General features: G+C 58.8%; 24 protein-coding genes. 7 read left to right on the forward strand and 17 right to left on the reverse strand.

Annotated features, from left to right (window positions below):
- Window positions 1-27 precede the first annotated feature (27 nt).
- Both QP324_RS03975 and QP324_RS03980 read right to left on the reverse strand, forming a co-directional pair.
- Window positions 28-627: a TetR/AcrR family transcriptional regulator gene (locus tag QP324_RS03975; RefSeq protein ID WP_239277796.1), complete on the reverse strand. Its 600-nt coding sequence runs from the start codon at window positions 625-627 to the stop codon at window positions 28-30.
- Window positions 620-2,998 carry an MMPL family transporter gene (locus QP324_RS03980; protein WP_284814595.1) on the reverse strand — a complete coding sequence of 793 codons (2,379 nt, stop codon included), beginning with the start codon at window positions 2,996-2,998 and terminating at the stop codon, window positions 620-622. The genes QP324_RS03975 and QP324_RS03980 overlap by 8 nt, the downstream gene beginning before the upstream one ends.
- Window positions 2,999-3,232: 234 nt before the next feature.
- Here QP324_RS03980 and QP324_RS03985 point away from each other — a divergent pair, with 234 nt between their 5' ends.
- Complete coding sequence (locus QP324_RS03985; RefSeq protein ID WP_284814597.1) at window positions 3,233-3,886, forward strand: hypothetical protein; 654 nt, start codon at window positions 3,233-3,235, stop codon at window positions 3,884-3,886.
- Here the strand turns inward: QP324_RS03985 and QP324_RS03990 are convergent.
- Genes QP324_RS03990 through QP324_RS04000 form a run of 3 tightly spaced genes read right to left on the reverse strand, consistent with a single transcriptional unit; the run spans window position 3,883 to window position 5,171 of the window.
- The gene (locus QP324_RS03990; RefSeq protein WP_239277800.1) at window positions 3,883-4,422 is read right to left on the reverse strand and encodes a gamma carbonic anhydrase family protein; all 540 of its coding nucleotides are present in this window, start codon (window positions 4,420-4,422) and stop codon (window positions 3,883-3,885) included. The two genes, QP324_RS03985 and QP324_RS03990, sit on opposite strands and share 4 nt — an antisense overlap.
- A gap of 18 nt (window positions 4,423-4,440) precedes the next feature.
- Entirely contained in the window at window positions 4,441-4,818 is a 378-nt protein-coding gene (locus tag QP324_RS03995) for a hypothetical protein (RefSeq protein ID WP_284814601.1), read from the reverse strand.
- 11 nt (window positions 4,819-4,829) lie between these two features.
- The gene (locus tag QP324_RS04000) at window positions 4,830-5,171 is read right to left on the reverse strand and encodes a hypothetical protein (RefSeq protein ID WP_225747272.1); all 342 of its coding nucleotides are present in this window, start codon (window positions 5,169-5,171) and stop codon (window positions 4,830-4,832) included.
- A 25-nt stretch (window positions 5,172-5,196) separates the two neighbouring features.
- Between QP324_RS04000 and QP324_RS04005 the strand changes: the two genes are divergently transcribed.
- Entirely contained in the window at window positions 5,197-6,066 is an 870-nt protein-coding gene (locus QP324_RS04005) for a patatin family protein (RefSeq protein WP_239277802.1), read from the forward strand.
- 152 nt (window positions 6,067-6,218) lie between these two features.
- Complete coding sequence (locus QP324_RS04010; RefSeq protein ID WP_284791851.1) at window positions 6,219-7,784, forward strand: TrkA C-terminal domain-containing protein; 1,566 nt, start codon at window positions 6,219-6,221, stop codon at window positions 7,782-7,784.
- 72 nt (window positions 7,785-7,856) lie between these two features.
- Here the strand turns inward: QP324_RS04010 and QP324_RS04015 are convergent, their stop codons facing one another.
- Together QP324_RS04015 and QP324_RS04020 are read right to left on the reverse strand one after the other, a co-directional pair.
- Entirely contained in the window at window positions 7,857-9,491 is a 1,635-nt protein-coding gene (locus QP324_RS04015; RefSeq protein WP_284814603.1) for a peptide chain release factor 3, read from the reverse strand.
- Window positions 9,492-9,515: 24 nt separating this feature from the next.
- On the reverse strand, window positions 9,516-10,352 hold the full coding sequence (locus tag QP324_RS04020; RefSeq protein WP_284814604.1) for an SDR family NAD(P)-dependent oxidoreductase: 837 nt from the start codon (window positions 10,350-10,352) through the stop codon (window positions 9,516-9,518).
- 80 nt (window positions 10,353-10,432) lie between these two features.
- Between QP324_RS04020 and QP324_RS04025 the strand changes: the two genes are divergently transcribed.
- Together QP324_RS04025 and QP324_RS04030 are read left to right on the forward strand one after the other, a co-directional pair.
- On the forward strand, window positions 10,433-11,785 hold the full coding sequence (locus QP324_RS04025; protein WP_284814605.1) for a TrkH family potassium uptake protein: 1,353 nt from the start codon (window positions 10,433-10,435) through the stop codon (window positions 11,783-11,785).
- Window positions 11,778-12,470, forward strand: a complete 693-nt coding sequence (locus tag QP324_RS04030; RefSeq protein WP_239273894.1) for a TrkA family potassium uptake protein — start codon at window positions 11,778-11,780, stop codon at window positions 12,468-12,470. Before QP324_RS04025 ends, QP324_RS04030 begins: the two co-directional genes overlap by 8 nt.
- Here QP324_RS04030 and pth (QP324_RS04035) read toward each other — a convergent pair.
- The gene (gene pth / locus QP324_RS04035; protein WP_049379103.1) at window positions 12,467-13,114 is read right to left on the reverse strand and encodes an aminoacyl-tRNA hydrolase; all 648 of its coding nucleotides are present in this window, start codon (window positions 13,112-13,114) and stop codon (window positions 12,467-12,469) included. The genes QP324_RS04030 and pth (QP324_RS04035) overlap by 4 nt on opposite strands.
- Window positions 13,115-13,149: 35 nt before the next feature.
- Between pth (QP324_RS04035) and QP324_RS04040 the strand changes: the two genes are divergently transcribed.
- Together QP324_RS04040 and QP324_RS04045 are read left to right on the forward strand one after the other, a co-directional pair.
- Window positions 13,150-14,133 (forward strand): nitronate monooxygenase, encoded by a 984-nt coding sequence (locus QP324_RS04040; protein ID WP_284814607.1) that lies wholly within the window; start codon window positions 13,150-13,152, stop codon window positions 14,131-14,133.
- A gap of 55 nt (window positions 14,134-14,188) precedes the next feature.
- Window positions 14,189-15,652, forward strand: coding sequence for a glyceraldehyde-3-phosphate dehydrogenase (locus QP324_RS04045; RefSeq protein ID WP_284766890.1), 1,464 nt, complete (start codon window positions 14,189-14,191; stop codon window positions 15,650-15,652).
- A gap of 140 nt (window positions 15,653-15,792) precedes the next feature.
- Here the strand turns inward: QP324_RS04045 and QP324_RS04050 are convergent, their stop codons facing one another.
- From QP324_RS04050 to QP324_RS04090, 9 genes are all read right to left on the reverse strand, one after another.
- Window positions 15,793-17,283, reverse strand: coding sequence for a hypothetical protein (locus QP324_RS04050; protein ID WP_284814609.1), 1,491 nt, complete (start codon window positions 17,281-17,283; stop codon window positions 15,793-15,795).
- Window positions 17,276-17,989 (reverse strand): ATP-binding cassette domain-containing protein, encoded by a 714-nt coding sequence (locus tag QP324_RS04055; protein ID WP_284814610.1) that lies wholly within the window; start codon window positions 17,987-17,989, stop codon window positions 17,276-17,278. Before QP324_RS04055 ends, QP324_RS04050 begins: the two co-directional genes overlap by 8 nt.
- An 86-nt stretch (window positions 17,990-18,075) precedes the next feature.
- Window positions 18,076-18,735: a response regulator transcription factor gene (locus tag QP324_RS04060; RefSeq protein WP_284814612.1), complete on the reverse strand. Its 660-nt coding sequence runs from the start codon at window positions 18,733-18,735 to the stop codon at window positions 18,076-18,078.
- Window positions 18,728-19,906 (reverse strand): sensor histidine kinase, encoded by a 1,179-nt coding sequence (locus QP324_RS04065; RefSeq protein WP_284814613.1) that lies wholly within the window; start codon window positions 19,904-19,906, stop codon window positions 18,728-18,730. Before QP324_RS04065 ends, QP324_RS04060 begins: the two co-directional genes overlap by 8 nt.
- Before the next feature lie 29 nt (window positions 19,907-19,935).
- Complete coding sequence (ppk2, locus tag QP324_RS04070) at window positions 19,936-20,823, reverse strand: polyphosphate kinase 2 (protein ID WP_204609688.1); 888 nt, start codon at window positions 20,821-20,823, stop codon at window positions 19,936-19,938.
- A gap of 76 nt (window positions 20,824-20,899) precedes the next feature.
- Entirely contained in the window at window positions 20,900-21,760 is an 861-nt protein-coding gene (locus QP324_RS04075; RefSeq protein WP_284814616.1) for a fumarylacetoacetate hydrolase family protein, read from the reverse strand.
- Between the two features lie 5 nt (window positions 21,761-21,765).
- Window positions 21,766-22,296, reverse strand: coding sequence for an aminoacyl-tRNA hydrolase (pth, locus tag QP324_RS04080; protein ID WP_284814619.1), 531 nt, complete (start codon window positions 22,294-22,296; stop codon window positions 21,766-21,768).
- Between the two features lie 92 nt (window positions 22,297-22,388).
- A complete protein-coding gene (locus QP324_RS04085) occupies window positions 22,389-23,039 on the reverse strand; it encodes a 50S ribosomal protein L25/general stress protein Ctc (RefSeq protein ID WP_284766898.1) in 651 nt (216 codons plus the stop codon).
- 242 nt (window positions 23,040-23,281) lie between these two features.
- Window positions 23,282-24,256, reverse strand: coding sequence for a ribose-phosphate diphosphokinase (locus tag QP324_RS04090; protein WP_239277820.1), 975 nt, complete (start codon window positions 24,254-24,256; stop codon window positions 23,282-23,284).
- Between the last annotated feature and the right edge of the window lie 12 nt (window positions 24,257-24,268).

The following is a 24,268-nucleotide window of genomic DNA, read 5'->3' on the forward strand; positions in this document are numbered from 1 at the left end:
TACGGATTAAAGCGCCCATTAGGCTAGCTAGTCGATGGCGCGCACGGTGGCAAAGGCTGTGCGAACTATCTCATGCTTTGTGTGAGCGTCCAGTGATTCTTCGGCCTGGGAGCGGCGGTGGATTTCTTTCATGCTCATCGCACTGGCACCCGCACACGCTTGGAGAATGACCGCGATCTCAAAGCGCGACTTATCCGGGACGCGTTGGTGGAAAGCTTCCAAAACTTGGTCAGCTACGACTTGGAATTGTTGGCGCTTTTTCGAGGTATGGCTCAAGTTTTCTAAAGCCTCGCCAATGGTGAAAGGAGAGGTAAAAGAATGTAGCTCTTTGCCCTCGTTTTCGGTGGCATCGAGCGTTACCTGTTCGAGGAATTCAGAAATGGATGAATTAGGAAAGACAGTGGGTACTTCCTTGGAAAACTTGGCAAGCACATCGGTGCTAAAGGACAGTAGCGCATCTGCCACGGAGGAGAAGTAGTTGTGAAAGGTGCGCGGGGAGACCCCGACGGCCGCGGTGATGCCGGAGATCGTGGCGGCTTCGGCGCCACCGTCGAGGACGAGGCGCGCTGCCGCATCGGCCATGGCCTGACGCGTAGCCCGCTTCTTTTCTTCGCGCAGACTAGCCACGGTGTGTCTCGCCTACCTTCTCTCGTTGTGCGCGCAGGAGTTCCTCGCGGTCAGAGTGCAAGGCCTCACCTTCGATGTCCATGTTTGGCGTGATCTTATCCAACCAGCGCGGGAACCACCATGCCTTCTTATCTAGCACAAACATGGTAGCGGGAATGATCATCATGCGGACCACGAAGGCATCGATAAGCACTCCCGTAGCCAAGGCAAAGCCCATGGTCTTGATGAATGGCTCGTCCATCAAGATGAAGGCGGCAAAGACAGAAATCATAATAAGGGCCGCCGCTGTGACCACGCGGGCGCCGTGCTTAAAGCCATTGGAGGTGGCGTTGCCAGCCGTCTTGCCATTGACAAAGCCCTCGCGCATGCGGGTGACCAAGAAGACCTGGTAGTCCATAGCCAGGCCGAAGGTCAGGCCGATGAGCATGATGGGCAGGAAGGAAAGCAGCGGCTGTGGGTCGTCGACGATGCCGAACATGCCTTCTTGCCAAATGGCCACGGTGATGCCGAAGGTGGCAGTCATCGAAAGCGCGAATCCAGCAGCAGCGATGAGCGGTACCCAAATGGAGCGGAAGACCAGCATCAAGACGATGAAGGCCAGGCCCAGCACGATGGCTACGTATGGGATAAGCACGTTATTGAGGCGCTCAGAAATGTCATCGAAGATCGGGGTGATACCGGTAATGCCGTAGGAACCGCCGGTCTTTTCAAACTCACCCTGGTAATCGCGCAAGTGGTTAAGGGTTTCGGTGGTTTCCTCATCGGTTGCGCCGGTGGTAGGCGTGATCATGATCTGCGCAGCATCACCGTTGTCAGTGGTCTGCACGATCTGGGCGTTTTCTACGCCGTCGTTGTCATTGAATTCTTGCAGCAGTTCCTGAAAGGCCGGCATGCGGTCCTGCTCAGGGACGTCGGCCACATCAACGAACGCGATCATCGGCGCATTGCGGCCAGGGCCAAAGGCGTCTGCCGTGATCTCATAGGCCTCGCGCTGCGGGGTGCCGGGCTTTGCGGTGCCATCGGTGGGCATGGCCAGGCGCAGCTGGGCAAATGGTACGGCCAGGATGCCCAGCACAACGACGCCCGCGATAAGGTGCAGCCACGGGTGGGCACGCACGCGGCGAACCCAGCGCAGACCCATGGTGGGCTTTTCGTCTTCTGGGTCTGGAACCTTGGGGCCAGGCACGCGGCCGGCGAAGATCTTGGTGCCCAAAAGTCCCAGCAGGGCGGGAATGAAAGTATTGGCAACCAATACGGCGATGATCACTGTTGCCGCGGCGGCGATGGCCATGGTGCCCAGGAACGGGATGCCGATAATGGTCAGCGCGGCCAAGGCGATGACCACGGTGGTGCCGGCGAAGACAACGGAACCGCCCGCGGTGCCCAGCGCCATGCCCATGGCGTGGGCACGGGTGGCCTTATCCATCTTCTTGAGCTCTTGGGCCAGTTCCTTTGGCGAAAGATCGTTGAGGCCAGAGGAGGTGATGAGCTCGTTGCGGAAGCGGTTGACAATAAACAGCGCGTAATCGATGCCGACGGCCAGGCCAATCATGGAGGCCAACGTCGGGGTCATATCGGAAACGGTATCCGTAAAGACCGTGGATACCTGTACGCCGAGGATGCCGATGCCCACGCCGATGATGGCGGAAATTAGCGGCATACCAGCGGCTACGAAGGAACCGAAGGTAATCAGCAGCACGATTGCGGCGACGATGAGGCCGATCATCTCGGCGCTGCCACCCATCTCTTGGCCCGCGGAGCTAAAGGCGTTGCCCTGGTACTTCACGGTGAGCTCGCCCTCGTCGTACTTGTTGAGGACGTCCGTGACCTTGGTCATGTCCTCTTCTGGGATGTCCATGACTTCGTTGGCGTTGAAGGTAATAGTGACGGTACCGGTAGTTTTGTCCTCGCTGAGCGGGGAGAGCTGTTGCAGGTTCTTTTGAATCTGCTCCTCCGGCATGTGCTGGGCCTTCATCTTTTCGCCCATTTGCTTTTCCATGCCGGCTGCAGCCATCACCGGGCTGACCAGTTTGTCCTGGGCCTTGAGCGCGCCAGTGTCTTTGAGCTCGCTAAGGAGGTCATCTACCTTGCCGGCTACCTGTTTATCGGTGAGGTCTTTGCCCTCCGGTGCTTGGATGACCACCGTGCCTTCGGGAGCACTCATGGCATCGGTATCTTGGCCGAAGCGCTCCATCATTTTGTCTTGGGTGGTCGTGGAATCCATCTCCGGCATGGAGAAATTAGGGTTCGGGGACTTGGCAAAGCCGGCGGTAAGTCCCGCCATGGCCACCAAGACGATGAGCCAAAAGGCGAGGAATGGCCACACCTTGCGGTAGGACCAGCTGCCTAGCCGGTAGAGGAATTTAGACATAAAAATGTGCTTTCTTGTGCAGTATGCGTGCAATGCTTTGCGCGCGGGTGACAGTGAATATGGAATCCGCGGGGAAAAATCTGCACCCCGTGCGAAACATTGCATAGTGTACGCAAAATTGCGGAATGTGTGCAAAGACGTGTGTGGTGGGCAATAGGAAGCTGCTCGTGAGATATACGGCTTGTGCCCTCGGGTGTATCGGCGATGGCGGTATGGGGCGGTAGACTGTCCGGCATGCTCCACGCCGTTAGTTTCGCCCTTCTGGATTCCGTCAATGCCTTACTTATTGGCATCCTTGTGGCCATCGGCATCATTTTGCCCCGCGGTAAGTATCGGCGCATTGCTGCATTGGTGGTAATAGGAGATTGGGTCGGGGTGCTCGTCGCAGCGGCAGTGGTGATGTTTTTGTTGCTAGGAGTCAAAGACCAAATTGAGGCCATTTTGAGCTCACCCATTGCTGGCTGGGTCCTTGTAGCAGTGGGCATTGCGGTGGCTTTCGGATCATGGCGATCTAATGGGCAGCCCAATGCCTTAGTCAATCGGCTGCTAGAGCCGCTGCGGACGCCATCACCGATTACCGCACTCATCGGCTTCGTAATGGGTGTGGTGCAATCGCTGACCTCGGTGCCGTTTTATTACGGGCTTATGCACTTGGCTACCGAAGATATTGCTCCGGCCGCTCAGTACGGCGGCTTGGTGTGGTACGCCAGCCTTGCCCTGTCCCTGCCCACTATCTGTGGCCTTTTTATTGCGGTGGTGCGCGCCCATCCCGAATCGGCTGCCGGCCGTCTTTTTGCCGCGGCGCGCGCCAATAGCACCCAGGTGGCGCTCTTTGGCGGCTACCTCGTGGCGGTCTTCCTCATCCTCATGGGCGTGCTTTCCCTTTAATCAAAGGTGACCTCATCCAGGCTCAAAGCCGCATCGGATTGGCTGCGCGCGCAGTCCACGTAGCGAGCAGCATGCGGAATGAAGGCTTGCGATTCCTCTGGGCTGAGCTCGCGGCGGACCTTGGCTGGCACGCCGGCGGCAAGGCTCCGCGGCGCAATGGTGGTTCCTTCCAGTACCACAGCGCCTGCCGCGATGAGTGAGCCGGTGCCAATAGTGCAGCGCGAGAGCAGCGAAGAGGACATACCCACCAGGGAACCGGCCTCCACATGCGCGGCATGGACCATCGCCATGTGTCCCACCGTGACATCATCTTCTAGTACGCACGGCGTGTCCTCTTCTACGTGGAAGACGCAATTGTCCTGAATATTGCACCTAGCACCAATGCGAATCGCGCCCACGTCGCCGCGCAGGACACTGCCATAAAACACGGAGGAATCCGGGCCGATTTCTACATCGCCAATGATGGTGGCAGTGGGTGCAATCCACGCACTGCGGTGGATGCGCGGCTTCTTTCCAGAATAAGGCAAAAGCAGCATGTCAGTCCTTTCAGGAAACTATTCCACCACCACGGCTACGGCGGGGGAAAGCTCGTAGTCGCCGGGGTAGGGGAGGTTGTCTACGAGGGCGTCGGCAAGCGCGGGCGTCATCGGTATGACCCAGCCGTGCCGAGGATCTTTGATGGGCAAGGCTTCCTTTTTTACGGCGGGAAAATGCACCGTCGTGGTGGGAGAATCCAGCGTAGCTGACTCGCGGGCGCGGGCTACTTCGCGCAGTACCTCGGCGCCGGGCTGGTCAGTAACGACGATGATAAGCGGCCCTGCGGTGTGGATTTCCAGCCGGTCAATGTGGGAGGTGAGCGCCGCGGAATCTGGGCGGGCCAGGCGTGGGGACTGCGCGCCGGTCAGCCGGGCAAGTGCATCTTTAAATCCCATGGGAGCCCAGTCTAGTGAGCGCTCACGGTGATGGTGCGGCAGCGCTCCAAGTCGAAGTACGCACGCTGCCCGGTGGCGGCAACGCGCTCGCGGGCCACAGATTCATCGTGGGTTACGGCCGTGGCGAGGAAGACGAGTGGACCATCGGGCTGGCGCCATGTGCCGAGATACCGCGCGCCGTGTTCCTTGGCTAAGGCCAAGGCTTTGCTCACCGCGGCTGGGGTAGGCTCCGTCACCCGCAGGAGCACCTTCCCGGTGGGGTTATAGGCGAACCCGGTGCGGGGCTGCTGGCCGGTTTCGATATCGAAGGTGCCTTCTTCGTCCGCGAGCAATTGTCGGAAAATGCGCTTCATTGGGCCCAGCGTAGTATGGGGCACCATGATTGACGCCAGTAACACCGCACTCGTTATTGAAGGCGGCGGCATGCGCAATTCCTATACTGCCGCCTGTATGGTCAAACTCATCGAAGAAGGCGTGGACTTTGGCTGGGTAGGCGGCGTCTCTGCCGGGGCATCGCACACCGTTAATTACTTGTCGCGCGATGCCCGCCGCGCCGAAGAGTCTTTTACGGACTTTGCTAAAAACCCTAGCTTCGGTGGCGTGGGTTCGCTGGTGCGTGGCACCGGGTATTTCAATGCCGAGTACATCTATGAGCGCGCAGCAGACAGGGATTTGCCCTTTGATTGGCAGTCCTACTGCGAGCATCCGGCCGATATGGTGCTTGCTGCAGCGCGCGCCGATACCGGCGAGTCTGTTTACTGGACTCGCCAGGACATCCACACCCCGGAAGATCTCTTCGTGCGCGTGCGCGCTTCCTCCACGCTGCCGCTGATTATGCCGATGCGATTTATCGACGGCGCGCCGTACGTGGACGGTGCTTTGGGCTCTTCCGGTGGCATTACCATTGCGCAAGCAGAAGAGGCCGGATACGAGAAGTTTCTGTTTATTGGTACTAAGCCGCGCGGGTATGTGCGCCCGGAGGTTGCGCGCCCAGCCTTCGTCCGCCGCATCTTCCGCAGGTACCCCGCTATTGCCGACGCCCTTATAGCCCGCCCCGCCCTCTATAACGCAGCCAAAGATCGGCTTTTGGAGTTGGAGCGCCAAGGGAAGGCGCATTTATTTTTCCCGGAAGATATGCAGGTGGCCTCCACCGAACGCAACGTACACAAGCTGCGGGCGAACTATCAGGCAGGGAAAGCCCAGACCTACACGGAGTGGCCACGGTGGAAGGAATTCCTCCTCGATTAGTTCACTATGGGCGTTAGCTGTGAGATGTGCCGCTGCTGGAGGTGGGTGGCCCCTGACGAAAAGGGTCTAAGCAGTAGCGATGCCATTGGTGGTCGTTAAAGAATGTGCCTTTCACGTGGAATTTTGGGGGAAAATGCCTAAAATATTCCAGCGTGTTAGCAATTTTTGATGGAAATATATGGCTGAGCATCTTTTTCATAGTGCTGCTCGGCACGCTATTTGGCATGATCCCCTTCGGTCCGCTGCGCTTTGGCGCGGCAGGCACGCTGTTTGTGGGCTTGGCCTTCGGCTCGTTTATTGACCTAGATAAAGACATCTTAAGCTCCCTGCAAGAGCTGGGCTTGGGACTCTTTATTTATATGCAAGGTCTGTCCGCCGGTGAGCGCTTCTTCAAGGGCTTTTCCAAGCAGATGAAGCACATGCTCACGGCGACCATTGCGATTGTGGTGGCCGCGGGCGCAGCCATCCTCTTTGGTGGCATGCTGGGGCTGGATACCTTGGCTTCCGTTGGTGTATTTGCCGGCGCCACGACCTCGACGCCGTCGCTGGCAGTTGCCCAGCAACAAACCGGTGAAGAGCTACCCGCCGTGGGCTACTCGCTGGGCTATCCCGTGGGTGTGGCGGTGGCCATTTTGGTCGTGGCATTCCTGCTCAAGCAGAATTGGCCCGCCAAGCACGATAAGGACAATTCTGCCTCCAAGATCTTCCGCTCCCGCACCATTCGCGTTACCAAAGACGTGAACTACGATGATTTGGAAGAACAGTTCAAGGATCACTTTGTTATCGCTACCATTCGCCGCGGTAATAAGGTCCGGGTTGCCGGCGATCGCCCCGAATTGCACAAGGGCGATATCCTGCGCGTGATGGTCACCAAGGCCAAGGCCCGCGAACTCACCCAGATGTTGGGCAAGCGCCAGCCGCAAACTCCGTTCGTGGATAAGCGCCTGGTCATCGAAACCGTGGCTATTTCTAACCAAGATATTGCCGGCCGCACCGTTGGGGAGCTCAACCTGTTCTCCCGCTATGGCGGTCGCATCGTGCGCGTGCAGCGCGGCGATGAGGAATTCTTGGCCAATAATGAAACTCACCTGGCTTCCGGCGATACCCTCGAGCTCATCGTGAAGTTTGACCGCTTGGGCGATATCCAGGATTACTTCGGCGACTCCATTAAGTCCTACTCCGAGCTGAACTGGGTAGCGTTGGGCGGTGGCCTGTTCTTGGGCTACCTGCTGGGCCAGGTCGTGGTACCGATGCCAGGTGGTGCTTCTTTCGAGCTGGGCTTCGCGCTCGGCCCGCTGATTACCGGTCTTATCCTCGGTGCGCTGCACCGCACCCGCCGCATTCCATGGCAGGTTCCGGCTTCCATTAATACCGCCTTCCAGCAGTGGGGCCTCGTCATCTTCTTGGCGTCTGTGGGCCTCTCATCCAGCGAGGCATTCTTGTCCACCGCCTTCTCCTGGATGGGTCTGAAGTGCATGATCCTCGCCGCCATTGTCACCGTGGTGGTTTCGGTCCTATTCGCTGTAGCGAATCGCTTCATGGGTCAGTCCGAAACCCGTACCTCTGGCGGACTTTCTGGCATCTTTGCTCAGCCGGCCGTGGTCAATTACGCCACGGGGCTGAGCTCCGACTCGCGCATCATGACCGGTTATGCGGCCACCATTGTGGTGGGGCAGGTGGTCAAGATTGCCGTTGTCCCTGTGATGTTGATGGTTTAACACGCAACGGAAAAGGCCGCTTCCCAGAACGGGAAGGGGCCTTTTTCTCTGCTATGTGGACCTGTGTGGTTTCTAATCCGCCACGAGGGTTTCCATAGTGAGCTCTGGGTGTTCCTTCTCAATGAAGGCGAGCTTCCACTTATCGCCAAAGAGCGCGATGAGCTCGCCATCTTGGCGGGTAAAGATTTCCACGCCACGCTGACGGCCGAGCTCTGGGGCGGATTCGGCATCGGTGCGGCGAGCCACGGAATAGGGAATAGGCTCGGTGACGGTTTCCACGTTGTATTCGAACTCCATGCGGGCCTGCATGACCTCGAACTGCATGGGGCCCACCGCCGCCATGACCGGGGAAGCATCGCCACGCGCCTCGTTCTTGAGAATCTGGACCACGCCCTCGGCTGCCAGCTGCTCCAGCCCCTTACGGAAGGCCTTGTACTTGCCCAGCGACTTCGCGCGCAGAATGCGGAAGGCCTCTGGCGCGAACTGCGGCATGGGCTTGAATTGCACCTTCTTGCCGGAATAGATGGTGTCACCAGGGGCAAGCGAGCCGGCGTTGACCAAGCCTACGATATCGCCCGGATAGGCGGTATCCACGGTATCGCGCGTGCGACCAAAGACAGTCAGGGCGTACTTGGTGGAAAAGCTGCGGCCGGACTGGGCGTGGTTGACCTGCATGCCGCGCTCGAATTCACCGGATACCACGCGCATAAAGGCCAGATTATCGCGGTGCTTTTGGTCCATGCCTGCCTGGACCTTGAAGACGACGCCAGAGAAGTCATCGCTGACCTCGCGGACTTCATCAATGGCGCCGGTGGCAGCCTCAACTGCCTTCGGATCGGAGTCGCGCGAGTGCGGAGCCGGGGCAATGGCGCACAGGGTGTCCAAAATCTGGTGCACACCAAAGTTCAGCATCGCGGAAGCAAAAATGAGTGGGGAGGTCACGCACTGTTCAAAAAGCTCCTGGTCGTGCAGGGCACCATCGGCGGCAAGGAGCTCGGCTTCCTCGACTGCGGTCTCCCACACCTCTTCTTCCTTCTCCCCGGCGGCATCCGGAGCAAAGTGTTCCTCTGGGGCGATGGTAGAACCACCGGCGGTGCGGATGAAGTGGATATACTCATCGGCCTCGCCATCATCGTTGATGTGTGCCAGGCCGCGGAAGTCACCGGCAATGCCTACCGGCCAGTACAGTGGGGTGGGCTGCAGTTGGATTTCGTTGACAATTTCGTCGACAAGCTCTAGGGGCTCGCGGCCCACGCGGTCCCACTTATTGATGACGGTAATGATAGGCAGGCCGCGGGCCTTGCACACGCGGAAGAGTTTGAGGGTCTGGGGCTCGAGGCCCTTGGCGGCGTCGATAAGCATGACTGCCGCATCCACCGCGGTGAGCACGCGGTAGGTATCCTCCGAGAAGTCCGCGTGGCCCGGGGTATCGACCAGATTGATCATGTAGGGCTCGCCCTCGTGGCCCTCCGGTGCATATTCGAACTGCAGCGCCGAGGAAGCCACGGAAATACCGCGGTCCTTTTCCATATCCATCCAGTCAGACACGGTGGACTTGCGGTTGCCCTTGCCGTGGACCGCGCCGGCCTCATTAATAACGTGTGCGTGCAGCGCCAGCGCCTCCGTCAGCGTGGACTTACCAGCATCCGGGTGGGCGATAACGGCAAACGTGCGGCGGCGCGAGGCCTCAGAAGCGACAGAACTCATGCGGCATAGTCTAGTGGTTTCGCGCTACCACTCCACATTGAGGCGGCGCCCCAAATCATCAAAGACGCGGCGAGCCACCGACAGCTTCTTCGCAATGGGGCGCTGGAGGCCTGGTTTGCGCTTGTCGTTGTAGTATTCGCCGGATTCAAAGTGGATTCCCTCGGTGCCGGTCAAAAAGTAGGCGAGGTTATCGCCGCCGTCTGCAGGCGTGCCAAAGGTCTTGCCAATCAGCCCGGAATACATCTTGGACATTAGGCCAGTAGAAGACTTGGAAAAATCAGTGGCAAGCACGCCGGGGTGGAAGGACACCGCGGAAAGCCCGTGGGCATCAAAATAACGGGTGAGCAGGATATCGCCCAGCTTGGCGTTGCCGTAGGCGCGCTCGGGGCTGAAGTGCTCCAGCGTAGTGGGATCGCTGAGGTCGAATTTAGACATAAGGAAATTGGCTAGGGAAGCGGTCTGAACCACGTTCGCGTTATCCGCGCGCAGCTTGTCTCGCAGCAACGAGGTTAAGAGAAAGGGCGCCACCACGTTGACCTGCCAGGTGCGCTCAAATCCATCGGCGGTGGTGGAGGGGCCGTCAAAAATGCCGCCGGCATTATTGCCCAAGGCGTGGATATGCTCCAGGCCCTCCAAGTCCTGTGCCAAGCGGCGAACTTGGCCCAGGGATTCAAAATCCGCCAGGAAGTACTGGCCGTCGACTTCCTCGGCCACCGCGCGGGTCTTTTCCGGATTGCGGCCGACGATAACCAGGTTGTCTTGTGGCCGGGTGCGGTGCAACTGACGAGCAGCCGCGGCCCCCAACCCGCCGGATGCGCCGGTAATCACAATGGTCTTGGCAGTGCTATTTGGCGAAGTCATAGCACCAATCCTAACCGCCCACCGAGGGCAGCACCGGCCAGCAGTTTCCCTGCGCCTTAAGCAGGTCTATACTTCCGCTGGTGAAACACTTGCTTTCCATACGGCAGTGGGGCCCGGCGCGATTGACCGCGGCTGGCTTCCTCTTGCTGATTCTGGTGGGAACGGTTTTGCTCATGCTGCCGTTCGCAGAGGCCGGCACCGCCCGCGCTTCCTTCCTGTCTGCCCTTTTTACCGCCACGTCTGCGGTATCGCTGACCGGGCTTATCGTGGTGGATACCGGTAGCTTCTGGAGCCCAGCTGGCCAGGTCGTCATCTTGGCGCTGATTCAACTTGGCGGCCTAGGCATCATGTCGCTCGCCTCGCTATCTGGCCTGCTATTTACCGGCCGGATTAGCTTTAAGGCTCGCAAAACCGGCGCTTATGAGGGGCGCCCTATCGCCCCTGGTGGTATCCGCAAGACGCTGATTTTTACCTTCGCATTTACCGCGGTGGCTGAGACCATCATCGCCGTCATTGTGGCTGCGCGCTTGATGATTGGCTATGGGCATTCCTTTCCGCTCGCAGTATGGGAGGGCATCTTCCATGCGGTTTCTGCGTTTAACAATGCGGGGTTTAGCACCAATAGCGATAACCTGGTGCCCTTTGTTTCTGATGCCTGGATTTTGCTGCCCTTGGCCGCCGCATTGATTGGTGGCGGTTTAGGTTTTCCGGTGTGGGCGGAGTTGGCGCGGTTGGTACGCCGCGATCGCCATGTGGTCCACCGCATTTCCATTACCGCCCGCATGACCCTAACGGCCACAATGGTGCTCTTGCTCGCCGGCGGCGTCTTTTTCGCGTGCATGGAGTGGACCGGGCTTTTGTCCTCGATGTCGCTGGGGGATAAGTTGCTCAACTCTTTCTTTGCCGGCGCTTCTCCGCGCACGGCGGGGTTTAATGCCATCGATTATGGCCAGGCACACCCCATTACACTGATGGGCACCGATATTTTGATGTTCATCGGTGGTGGCTCGGCCGGTACGGCCGGCGGCATTAAAGTCACCACCGCTTGCGTGCTCTTGGCAGCCATGGCAGCAGAATTTACGGGCCGGGAAACCACCACCATTGGGCACCGTAGCCTTCCGCGGTCGGTGACCCGCCAGGCGCTGGCGCTGAGCTTTGCCGGGGTCATGGTAGTCACGCTGGGCGTGGCGGCGCTGCGCTTTTTCGATCCGGAGTTTAGCGGTGATCAAGTGTCCTTTGAAGTGCTCTCCGCTTTCGCTACGGTGGGCTTGTCCACCGGAATTACCGCAAGCCTGTCTGCGCCCTCGCAGATTGTGCTATGCCTCATCATGTACTTGGGTCGCATTGGCCCAACCACCTTGGTAGCAGCGCTGGCGGCGAAATCCGTTAGCCGGCGCTATAGCTTCCCCGAAGAAAGGCCGTTCCTTGGCTAATATTCTCAAGGCGTTGGGACGCTCCCGCGCCGGCATCGATATTCCACCCGTCGTCGTTATTGGGTTAGGCCGATTTGGTTCTTCGCTTGCTCATGAGCTGATGGCCAATGGCGTTGAGGTCCTCGGCATCGATTCCAGCGAAAAGCGCGTGCGCGAAGAAGCTCCCTACCTCACGGAGAGCATTGCGGCCGATACCACTGACCCAGAGGCCTTGCGCCAGCTGGGCGTGGAGGAGGTCGAGCGCGTCATTGTCGCCATCGGCTCCCATTTGGAAGATTCCATCCTCACCGCGTCCAATCTGGTGGAGTTGGGGGTCAAAGACATCTGGGCCAAGGCTGATTCGGAGGCACATGCGCGTATTCTCAGCCAGATTGGTACCCACCATGTCATCCGGCCAGAGCGTGATACTGGCCGCCGCGTGGCTTATCTGTTGGGCGGGCGTTTCCGTGATTTTGCAGAGATTGCCACTGATTATGGCGTGACCCAGATGGCCGTTCCTAGTTCATTGGTGGGCCGGCCGCTCGACCTTTCTGCCATCTGGCGCACGCACCGCGTGCAATTGGTCTCTGTGCGCCGCGCGGAAGGGGAGTGGGCCCCGCTTGCCGACGCCACCGAGCTCACCCCCACCGATTTCATCGTCGCCGCCGGCAGCCCCCAGGCCCTAGAAAAATTTTCCCAGTGCTAGCGCGAGTGGATCTGGTTCTGGGCTTTGCCTAACCCGTCTGTCACGATGAGGCGGGCGGCCTCGGCCGCGGTGGCGATGGCGTCATCAAAGCCGGCGCCCGCATCCACGGGGCCCAATACGTAATCCGGAATGGACGATCCCTTGGGTGGTCGGGCAATACCAATGCGCACACGCAGATAGTCGCGGGTGCCCAAGCGCTCCGTGAGCGACTTGAGTCCGTTGTGCCCATTTTCATTTCCGCCCTGCTTGATCCGGATCCTATTGGCCGGAAGGTCCAGCTCATCGTGGAGAACAATGATGTGATCTGGGGCGATTCCTAGCTGCTGTGCCAGCGGCGCTACTGGATCGCCAGAAAGATTCATAAAGGTTCCTGAACGCACGGCAAGTACTTTCTGCCCCGCCCAGCTAAGTGGCGCGACCTGCACATCCATCCCACGTACCGGCTCAAGCACGTCTCCGTCTGCGGCTAATAGATCATCGATGGCCATATAGCCCACATTGTGGCGGGTAGCGGCATACTTTGCGCCGGGATTGCCCAAGCCCACAATAAGCCACTCCGCCTCTAGCTCGTCCGGATTGAGGCCTGGTGTGGGTTTATTCTTCGAGCCAAAGAACCGCGCGAAAAAATCTCCTAAAGCTGCCACTGCACTAGCTTCCTCTCTCGGTAGGGTGGGGTGGTATGAGTCAGGTTATAAGCTCTCTTTCCCGTAGCGTAATCCCCGCGCCCATGGCCGGCGGTCCCACCACCCCGGAACTAGTGCGCGCCGCCCATGCCGCCGGCTCTTTTGGCACCTTAGGTGTGGGCTCTGCCAGCATAGACACTGCCCGCATACAGATTGACCAGTGTGCCGGCATTCCGTTTGGGGTAAACCTCTTTTGCCCACAACAGCCGCTTTCCGGGGCGCAACGCGCCGCCGCACGCGAGCTGGCGCAAGCAGAAAACCAGCCATTACCTGATCCCGATTACTCCTTTGGCTTTGAAGAGAAGCTGGACCTAGCGTTGCGCGGCGGTGCCCGCGTGGTGTGGTCTATGTTTGGCACCTTCACACCTGAACAGATAGAGCGAATCCACGCCGCGGGCGCAGAGGCCTGGACCACCGTCACCACTTCTGCGGAGGCAACCGCCGCCACACGTCGGGGCGTCGACGTGCTCTGCGTCCAAGGCCCAGCCGCCGGCGGCCATCGCGGAACCTGGGACTTAGCCGCGACTCCCGATTCTCGGGACTTGGAGGAATTGGTGTCCGACGTGCATACCGCAGCCCCAGAAGTTCCCCTCATTGCCGCCGGCGGTCTGCGCACCGCAGACGATATAGCCACCGCTATGTCCTGGGATGGCGTCGCCGCATGTTCCTGTGGTTCCGCATTCTTGCTCACCGAAGAAGCAGGAACGAGTGACTACAACCGGCAGCTACTGCGCCGTGGTGGGCAAACCGTGTCTACCCGTGCTTTCTCGGGCCGCTTTGCTCGTGGACTAGAAACTCAGTACACCCGCAGTCACCCCAACCTTCCACCGGTTTATCCGCTCTTGAACCCTGTGCTTAAGGAACGCCGTGCGCAGCACGATGATGCCGTAGCTTACTGCCTCGTAGGTACCGACGTGGCAAAAATTAACGGGGGTACTGTGGCCAACATCCTGAACGATCTATGCCAAAACCCACACTAGTAAGCGCTAATATTTATGTTTGAAGATTTAATGCCACCCCCGTGACAGAAAAGGAATGAATTACGTGACTGCGAACGCACATGTTGGCCATGATGATTGGAACGAGCGCCTCGAGCTGGCGCAGCAGATGATTCCGCTCATCCACCAGCTGCACCGCAACAATAACGTTGTCACCACCATCTTCGGCCGCCCACTGGTGGGACAGACCGATATCGACATCATCAAGTCTCATCGCTACGGCCGCCGCATTGCGCAGCGCCACCTGTCCACGGCGGAGACCCTGCCTATCCTGGTGGAATTGGCAGACATGAATCTGGGTGCCGCTAGTGTGGACCTCGGCCGCTTGGTCCTCGGGTGGGAGGAATCCAACGAGGAAAACCTCCGCATGTACTTGGAAGGCGAGCTGTGCGAGATCGTCGGTGCTGGCGTTGACCTAGAGACCACTGACGTCGTCCTCTACGGCTTCGGCCGCATCGGACGTCTGCTGGCCCGCCTGCTCGTCGCCCGCGAGGCAGCATACGGTGGCGTTCGCCTGCGCGGCATCGTCCTGCGCAAGAAGGGCGACGGTGACATTCTCAAGCGCGCTTCCTTGCTGCGCCGCGATTCCGTTCACGGTGCGTTCAACGGCACCATCTCTGTGGACGAGGAAAACGAGGTTATCTGGGCTAACGGCACCAAGATCCAGATGATCTATGCCAATGATCCCGCCGAGATCGATTACACCTCCTATGGCATCAATAATGCCATCTTGGTGGACAACACTGGCGCATGGCGCGACCGCGAGGGTCTGTCTCAGCACCTCAAGGCCAAGGGCATCTCCCGCGTGCTGCTGACCGCACCGGGCAAGGGCGATATCAAGAACATCGTCTACGGCATCAATAACGACAACATCAGCGATGAGGATCAGATTCTCTCCGCTGCATCCTGCACCACCAACGGCATTACCCCTGTTCTCAAGGTCATCAATGACCGCTACGGTGTAAACCACGGCCACGTGGAGACCGCGCACTCATTCACCAATGACCAGAACCTCATCGATAACTACCACAAGGGCGATCGTCGCGGCCGCGCTGCAGGCCTGAACATGGTGCTTACCGCTACCGGCGCAGCCAAGGCTGTGGCTAAGGCTCTGCCGGAATTTGAGGGCAAGCTCACCGGCAACGCCATCCGCGTTCCTACCCCGGACGTGTCCATGGCCGTGCTCAACCTCGAGCTGTCCAAGGAAGTAGAGCGCGATGAGGTCAACGACTTCCTGCGCAATGTCTCTTTGCACTCCGACCTGCGCCAGCAGATTTCCTACATTGCCTCTCCAGAGGTTGTTTCCTCTGACTTCATCGGCAATACCCACGCCGGCATCGTCGACGGCGTTGCTACCATCGCCTCCGGCAAGCACCTGGTGCTGTACGTGTGGTATGACAACGAGTATGGTTACTCCAACCAGGTAGTACGCATCGTAGAAGAGCTGGCGCACACCCGCCCGGTTGTTCTGCCGAAGCGCGTATCTCCTTCTGAGCTCTAAGTTCACCTAGCTCTAGCCCGCGGTTTCCGCGGGCTTTTGCCGTTTTATCCTTGTGTCCCGGTGCTGGGCCGATATTGCGGCCGCGTTGTTGACTCAAAACGGACCGAAGTGCCGGATATCGTGGCTGCTTTGTAGCGTTTCTACCCTGTGGGCCGCAGAGCAGTAGTCCGTAGTAACCGTGCGGATGCCCATGAACCAGCGACAGCAATCAACAACGTCAAAAGCGCCGCGACGGTGTAGCGTCCAGGAGAATCGGCATTCATCGGCCACACTGGAAAGGCAAGGAGCCACAAGAAGGTCTTGGCTAGTACATCACCGCCGAGGGTTACGGAGACTATCGTGCCTACGATAGTGAAGGCGAGCGCGCTCAAAATACCGAAAAGCAGCACGATAACTAGGGAAACTACTGTGATGGCAAAGCCCACCCCCACAGCCAGAGGCAACTGTGCTGCTGCGGCCGTGGCAGAACCACCAGAGCAGACCATCGCGAGCGATGCGGCAGAACACACGAGCACAACAGTGCCAACTAGCCACAAAAGGAGTGCGATTGGGCTATAGCGCGACTCAATATAACTGAGAGGCCACGAGGGCGCGAGAAGGGGCCACACCATCACGGGAAGGATCCCCGCACCTACCGGTAGCAATAAGAAGAGGAAGAACCCTTCTACATAGCTAGGCGAGTAGATAGCGGAGAGGAAAACCAGAGCCAGTGCGGTTAAAGCTAGGCAGGCGATGAGTGCGGGGCTCAAAGCGGCACGATGAAGTCCGCGCACCGCGCCCAAAAGCCGGGAACGAGCGGCGGCACGAGGTATAACTGCGGGGGTCCAAGTTCCAGCAGCGGTAGTTGGTGCGGCAGTAGTAGCAGGTGCCTCCGCGCGGCGGAGCAGAGAAAGAGGGCGTGTACGGCGAGGAGTAAGGATTGCTGCGCAGGCACCGACTACCGCCAAAAGGAGACATAGCACCGCAGCAGGCACAGGACTTTCTTGCAGCAGCGGATCTCCCGGATCGAGAGGAACGGAATTCTGATGAATGCGCAGTGCAGGAAGTAATAGCCGCAACGGCCATGCTGGAGGGAAAGCCCACCACGCATTGCCTTCGACAATGCTCGGTAAAACGCTAACTACCTGCCAGACAATACCCGCACCGAGCGCGGCGGCGAGACCACAACGACGTGCACTCGCTGCGGCGAGACCGGCGATGCCGATGGCACCCAGGAAGGAATAGACTCCAGCTACTAGTAACAATTGATGGTTCGCTCGTCCTTGAAGTGCGACCACTGCCCAGGAAACTCCGAAATTCAGGAGAAGGAAGGCCGCAAGGCTGGTGAGAATGACAAGAAAGCGGGATGCCTGTTCATAGTGAGGATTGACTCGCCGCCACAGCGTTCCGCCGCTCCGGGTACGGGCCTCTCGGTGTTCGGCAACAGTGGCAAAAAGCGCAACGAGAGGTGCATACATGCCCGTGATGAACATGGACTGCCATCCTAAGACGCCAGTAGCGTCCTTTGTGGAGGAAGCAAAGGAGGAAAATAGTACGGTCATCACCACGAGCGGTATGGCTAGGAGCGGGAGCCATTGCAGCGCGCTACCGCGGCTGCGCAGGAGCTCGGCGGAAAGGTAGCGCTTAAACATGGCGCTCACCATCCGGAGACGTCAGGCGGAAAAATTCTGCTTCAAGTTGACCGCTGGGAGCCAAGTTCTCCAGTGCGCCGGAATAGCGAATGGAACCCTCAGCAAGGATGGTGATGTCTTGGGCTAGATGGACAACCTCGCCGAGCTGATGTGAGCTCACGATTACGGTGTGGCCGACAGAAGCAAGCTTTTGCAAGAGGTTCCGCAGTTCTACAATGCCTTGCGGATCAAGGCCATTTTGTGGTTCATCCAGCACAAGGATTTCTGGATCGCCTAGGAGAGCCTGGGCCAAGGCGAGGCGTGCCTTCATACCGGTAGAAAAAGACTCTGCCTTTTTGGAACCAACTTCGCTGAGACCGGCGATGGAGAGCACGCGGTCGACCTCAGCCTCCGGCATCCCGAGCAATCTAGTATGTACGCGAAGATTGGCTGCAGCAGACAGATGCCCGTAAAAGGCAGGGCCGTTGACGGAGGCACCAACGTGGTCGAGGACTTCACGAGACCAGGGAACGCCATCTACTTTAACCATCCCGGAATCGGCGGAGAGCAGGCCTAAAAAGATCGAAAAGAGCGTAGATTTTCCGGCGCCATTGCGCCCCAATAAGGCGTGGACGCGACCAGGCGCGATGCGAAAATCTACGTCGCGCAAAACCATGTGAGGCCCAAAAGACTTGGAGACGTGCTCAAAGGAGACTTCATAATTCATACTGCGTAGTCTCCCGTGCTGGGACGCGAATATCTTCCGCCCACAAGACGGACTTCGCAGTGAATATCTCCGACCGCAGTAGGAGACTAGGCAATTCCGGCGCGTTGGGCCAACAGCACCAGCGCCACGCGATCGCGTGCCGCAAGCTTAGACATGAGCGAAGAGACGTGCGTCTTCACCGTCGTTTCAGCGATGACCATCTCGGCGGCGATTTCAGAATTCGTGGCCCCTCGGGCGATGAGCGAAAGTACCTCCATCTCGCGCCGGGTAACCAGGCTAAGCCCTTGGCGCTCTTGCGCGCTCAACTCGCCTCGCGTAAGAGCGGTGCGATAGGCCTCCAGAACCGGTCCGGTCACCTGGGATGCCAGTACCGATTCGCCCTTGGCGACGTCCCGGACTGCCCCCGCTAACACCTCCGGATCCGCATCTTTGAGGAGGAACCCATGCGCGCCAGAGGCGATAGATTGAGCTACCAATTCCTCTTCATTAAACGTGGTGAGCATGATGATTCGGCACTCGGGGAAGCGGGAAAGGATCGCTTGGGCCGCGGCGATACCGTCCATTCCCGGCATTCGGATATCCAGGATGGCTACATCAATGCGGTGGCTCATCGCCGCGGTGACGGCATCTGAGCCGGTATTGGCGGTGGCCACGACCTCAATATCATCCTGTGCGTTAAGGATGGTAGACAATGCGGCAACAAGCATCGCTTGGTCATCGGCGAGCAGGACACGAATCTTAGACACGGCTTTCCTTCTGCAACGGTAGCTCGGCGCGCACGATGAACTTTTTGGCATCGCCCCGGGTTTCTAGATTTCCACCCAAAGCGTGAGCGCGTTCTGCAATGCCAACAAGACCCACACCGCTGCCGGGCACTTGGCTGGCAGTTGGGGAGGGGTTGGTAGATTTAAGGGCGATCTGGGCGACGTCGGCTAGCACTAGCTCTACTTCCACCCGTGTACCGGCTCCTTGATGCCGCAACGCATTAGTTAGGCCTTCAGAAATGATGCGCACCAGTGCCAACTGCGTGAGTGCTGGAACTTCGCAATTTTGCGGCAGGCGGGCCGAAATGTCCAAGCCTGCCGCGCGGAAGCCATCGATGATTCCCTCGATGTGCTCTAGCTGCGTGGTTGGCTTCAGTGTGGTGGGACCAGTGCTGCGCAGTGCCGTGACGATGCCGCGTACCTCTTCCAACGCAGAATCTGCACCATCGCGAATGCTGGCCAGCGCTTCCTCGGCAGCTTTAGCGTCTGATCGCCCGGCAATGATTCCAGCATTCGCCTGAACCTTTATCAAAGTTAGGGAATGGGCCAGAACATCATGCAACTCTCGTGCGATGAGCAATCGCTCTTCCTCTTGGGCTTGGTGGAAACGCTTTTGGGCTAGGCGCTCGCGCTGGCGTGCCAAGTCGAAGTAGCGTGCGGCGGCGAAGTAGGTGGTGCCCAAAACAGCCCAGTGCACGACCAACATGGCCAAGTAGCGGCGGTCCAGTTGGTAATGCAAAACGAAAGACTCCGGATCTATGCGCCACATGATTGGCGAAATGAAGGAGCCAAGACTCGTTAGAGCCAGTACCGTGCGGGGAATAACGCGGCGCGTGACATAGCGGGAGGTGGCATACACCGCCATGGGTGCAGTCAGGGCCCAGGGGGTAAGCCCTAGATTGGTGGGCAGCTGGCTCATCCAAGCCACGGCCCATGCCGCGAGCAGCACAACAAAGCCCGTGGCGCTGAGCACGGGACGGCTCCGCCATATCCACATAAATGGCAGGAATAGCAACGATAGACCTGCCTGAATAATCTCAATTATGCTGGGATTCTTCGCGGCAGAAATGACATAAAATAGCGCAATGAGCACCGCCACCGCAGTGAGGATTTTATCTCCTAAACGCGCTTGCGCGACGGTGTCAGTGCTCATAAAAGAAGATAGTAATACAGCCGGTGCTGCTACTTCTTCTTATCCTTCTTCTTGCCCTTCTTGGACGTCTTCTTTGCCGTCTTCTGCTCGGACTTGCGCTCTAGCTTGGCGGCGACGTCCGGCACGTAGCGGAACTCTTCGCGGGCAGGGCGTTCATAGGTTTCGCCATCGGAATCCGGGCGCTGCGGAATTTCCGGCATCTCGCGCTCGAGCTTCTCGTACGGAATGGTGCTCAGAAGGTGCGAAATGACGTTAATGCGGGAGCGCTTCTTGTCTTCTGATTCCACGGTGTACCACGGCGCGGTTGGGGTATCGGTGTGGATGAACATCGCATCCTTGGCACGGGAGTAGTCCTCCCAGCGGGTAATGGACTGCAGATCCATAGGGGAGAGCTTCCAACGGCGCAGCGGATCGTTGCGGCGGGATTCAAAGCGCTTAATCTGCTCCTCATCAGAAACAGAGAACCAGTACTTGCGCAGCATGATTCCGTCTTCGACCAGCATCTGCTCAAAGGTGGGTGCTTGGTGCAGGAAGCGGACATATTCCTGATCGGTGCAAAAGCCCATGACGCGCTCGACACCGGCGCGGTTGTACCAGGAGCGGTCAAAGATGACGATTTCGCCCTTGGTGGGAAGCTTTTCCACGTAGCGCTGGAAGTACCACTGGCCCTGTTCGCGAGAGTTGGGAGCGGGCAGCGCCTCGATGCGGCAGGTGCGCGGGTTGAGGTACTGGGTGATGCGCTTGATCGCGGAGCCCTTGCCGGCGGCGTCGCGGCCCTCCATGATGATGACTACGCGGGCGCCGGTTTCAACGACCCACTGCTGCATGTCCACGAGCTCTGCTTGGAGGCGTTCGAGCTCCTTTTCGTAGGCCTTCTTGTTGAGTTTCTTAGGGGCTTTACTGCTTTTTGTGCTCATTAATCCAGCTTAACCGGTACAAGCGGCTGGGATGAAAACGCTACCGCCCACGTTGGAGTGAGAACCTCGGCACAGCTTAGGAACAAGTACAGCCGGGGCCGCAGCCGGGTTCGCCATAGCGGGTGGTATTAGAAATATGCCCCAAGCCTTCGATGGCGATGGTGACGTTCTGGCCGTCCTCGATAAATTGCTGCGGGGTGCGGGCAAAACCCACGCCCTCCGGCGTGCCGGTAACGATGACGTCGCCCGGATTGAGCGGATAGAGCTGCGAGCAGAACTCAATGAGCTCAGCTACGGAAAAGATGAGGTCATCGGTATTATCACGCTGCCTTTCCTCACCGTCTACGGTAGTGGTGAGGACAGCTCCGGACCCCGGTGACCACTCATCCGCGGTGGTAAGCCAAGGGCGGAAGCCGGCTGTGCGATAAAAGGATTTACCGGCATGGAACTGGCTAGTTTGGCGCTGGAAGTCACGCAGCGTGTAGTCATTCATGATGGCGTAGCCGGCCACATAATCTAGGGCCTCGTCGCGGGTGACGCGGTGGGCGCGCTCGCCGATGATGACCGCCAATTCTCCCTCATAATCCAGCTTCCGTGTGCCATACTCGGGAATGAAGACATCATCATAGGGGCCGGTGAGAGCATCGGCGAACTTGATGAACAAGGTGGGATGTTCGGGGAACTCGCGTCCCATCTCGCGGATGTGCTTGGCGTAATTGAGCCCCACGCAGATGACTTTGCCGGGAGTTGGTACGACGGCTTCCAAGTCGGCATGGTCAAAGACCACAGGTTCGCCGGACAGCTGGGCGGCCTTGCACCAATCCTCGCTGCGCAGCAGCTGGCCCACGTCCTCATAATCCAACTCAACGCCCACGTTATCGCCGTCGATGCGGATAGCGGAAGTGCCAAAGCCAGTGCGTAGGGTAGCCAATTTCATGGCGACTATCCTACGCGCAAGATTTCCTCGACCGCGTCGGCGCAAAGGATGGGGATTTCTGCCTTTTCTTGCTTTGCCCAAGGCTTGAGCACAAACGACGCCGGGTCCATGCGCCCGGGTGGGCGACCGATTCCTACCGAAAGGCGCTGGTAGTCCTTGGTACCCAGGGACTTTGTGGTTGAACGCAACCCATTGTGGCCATGGTCGCCGCCACCTTTGCGGAGCCTAATGGTGCCGAAATCGAGTTCTAGCTCATCGTGGATAACGATGATGTCAGCGGCGGTGAGATGAAAGTATTGGGCCAAAGCCTTGATCGGCCCGCCGGAGAGGTTCATAAAGGACCGTGGCTTTGCACAGATAATCTTGCGGCCGCCAGCCATGCCCTCAGCGACTTCGGTGTTGGTCTTTTTGTGTACCGAAAAGCTGCTCATGAGCTCTCGTGCGAGTTCGTCTGCCACATCGAAGCCGATATTGTGCCGGGTGCCTGCGTACTTGGGGCCGGGGTTGCCAAGGCCTACAACGAGAAGTGGAGTCACGCGCTCAATTGTCTCATAGGCAGAGAGAAAAACGGCAAGGCCGCCGCGAGAAGCGAATCTCACGGCGGCCTATGCGTGTGAAGGGGAGGGGATTACTCCTCGGAGTCGGAGGACTCTGCGCCCTCGTCGACGGACTCGGCGCCAGCGTCAGCGCCGCCTTCCTCAGCAGCCTCGGCTGCTTCCTCGAGCTCCTCATCAACCTCAGGCAGGGAGATGGAGACGATAACGGTGTCTTCCTCTGCCACCAGGGTGGTGTCTTCCGGCATGGTGATGTCGGCAGCGGTGACAACTGCGCCGTCCTCGAGGCCCTCGATGGAAACCTCGATCTCCTCCGGAATGTTCAGTACGTCTGCCTCAACCAGCAGTACGTCAGCATCCTGGATGTGCATGGTGCCTGGGGCCGGCTCGCCGGTCAGGGTCAGCGGAACCTCAACCTCAACCTTCTCGCCGCGCTTAATAGCCAGCAGGTCAACGTGGTCGATGTCGAAGGTCAGGACGTTCTGGTCAACGTGCTTAACCATGGTCAGGTACTGCTCGCCGTCAATCTCCAGCTCCAGAACGGCGTTGACGCCGTTGTTGCGGACGAGGGACTGGATGTCCAGCAGCGGAACTGCGAAGTGGACCGGCTCCTGGTGGGAACCGTAGATGACGCCTGGAACCTTCCACTCGCGGCGCAGGCGGCGTGCGACACCCTTGCCAAATTCGGTACGTGCTTCAGCCTTAATTACTGGGCGCTGTGCCATGCTTCATTCTCCTTAGTTAAAGTAGTGCGGCGCGGCCAACGCGACAAAAACGACGAAAGCCTGCCGATGGACGTCTTGGACGAGTCATCGCAGGCGTATATAAAAAGCAACATGCTCTAACTTCAATCGCGTCGATAACGGCTTCCTCATCCTGAGGTCGCCCTCGCCGAGACTGAGTTAGATTAGCACGTGCACCAGAAGCAAATCAAAAGCCGCCGAGGGAAATCTCGGCGGCCCTGCGCTTAGGCGCGGTCGAAAAGGGTGGTCACGGAACCATTCTCAAAGATCTCGTGGATGGTCTGTGCCAATAGCGGTGCAATGGACAGCACCGTGAGGTTGGACCAGCCCTCGGTGGACTGCGGGAGGGTATCGGTGGTGATAACTTCCTCCGCACCGCACTCGGACAGGCGCTCGCGGGCTGGGTCAGAGAAAACGCCGTGGGTGCAGGCGATGATGACCTTCTTCGCACCGGCGTCCTTCAGAACGCGCACGGCGCCGGCGATGGTGCCACCGGTGTCAATCATGTCGTCGAGAAGCACGCAGTCCTTGCCCTCTACATCGCCGACCACGCGGTTGGATACCGTCTTATTAGCCTCAGTGTTGGAGCGGGTCTTGTGCACGAAGGCCAGCGGGGCATCGCCCAAGTCGTGGGCCCACTTTTCTGCCACCTTCACGCGGCCAGCATCCGGGGAGACCACGGTGATGTTATCGGTGGCGTACTTGGACTTGATGTAATCGGTCAGGATGGGCTGAGCGTGCATGTGATCGACCGGGCCATCGAAGAAGCCCTGGATCTGATCGGTGTGCAGGTCCACGGACACGATGCGGTCCGCACCAGCAGTCTGCAGAAGGTCTGCCACCAGGCGGGCGGAAATTGGCTCGCGGCCCAGGTGCTTCTTGTCCTGGCGTGCATATGGGTAGAAGGGCAGGATGGCGGTGATGCGCTTAGCGGAGCCGCGCTTCAAAGCATCGATCATGATGAGCTGCTCCATTAGCCACTTGTTGAGCGGCTGAGTGTGAGACTGCATTACGAAGCAGTCGGCACCACGCACGGACTCTTCAAAGCGAATGAAGATTTCGCCGTTGGCGAAGTCGCGGGCGGTGGTAGGAACCAGATCAGTCTTGAGCTCCTTAGCCACAGCCTCCGCCAACTCTGGGTGTGCACGCCCAGAGAAGAGTTTCATGTTCTTGCTGCTACCAGTTACCTTGCCAGTCATGGGAGAATATGC

It is taken from the genome of Corynebacterium sp. UMB0012, from assembly GCF_030216265.1.
Taxonomy (GTDB): Bacteria; Actinomycetota; Actinomycetes; order Mycobacteriales; family Mycobacteriaceae; genus Corynebacterium.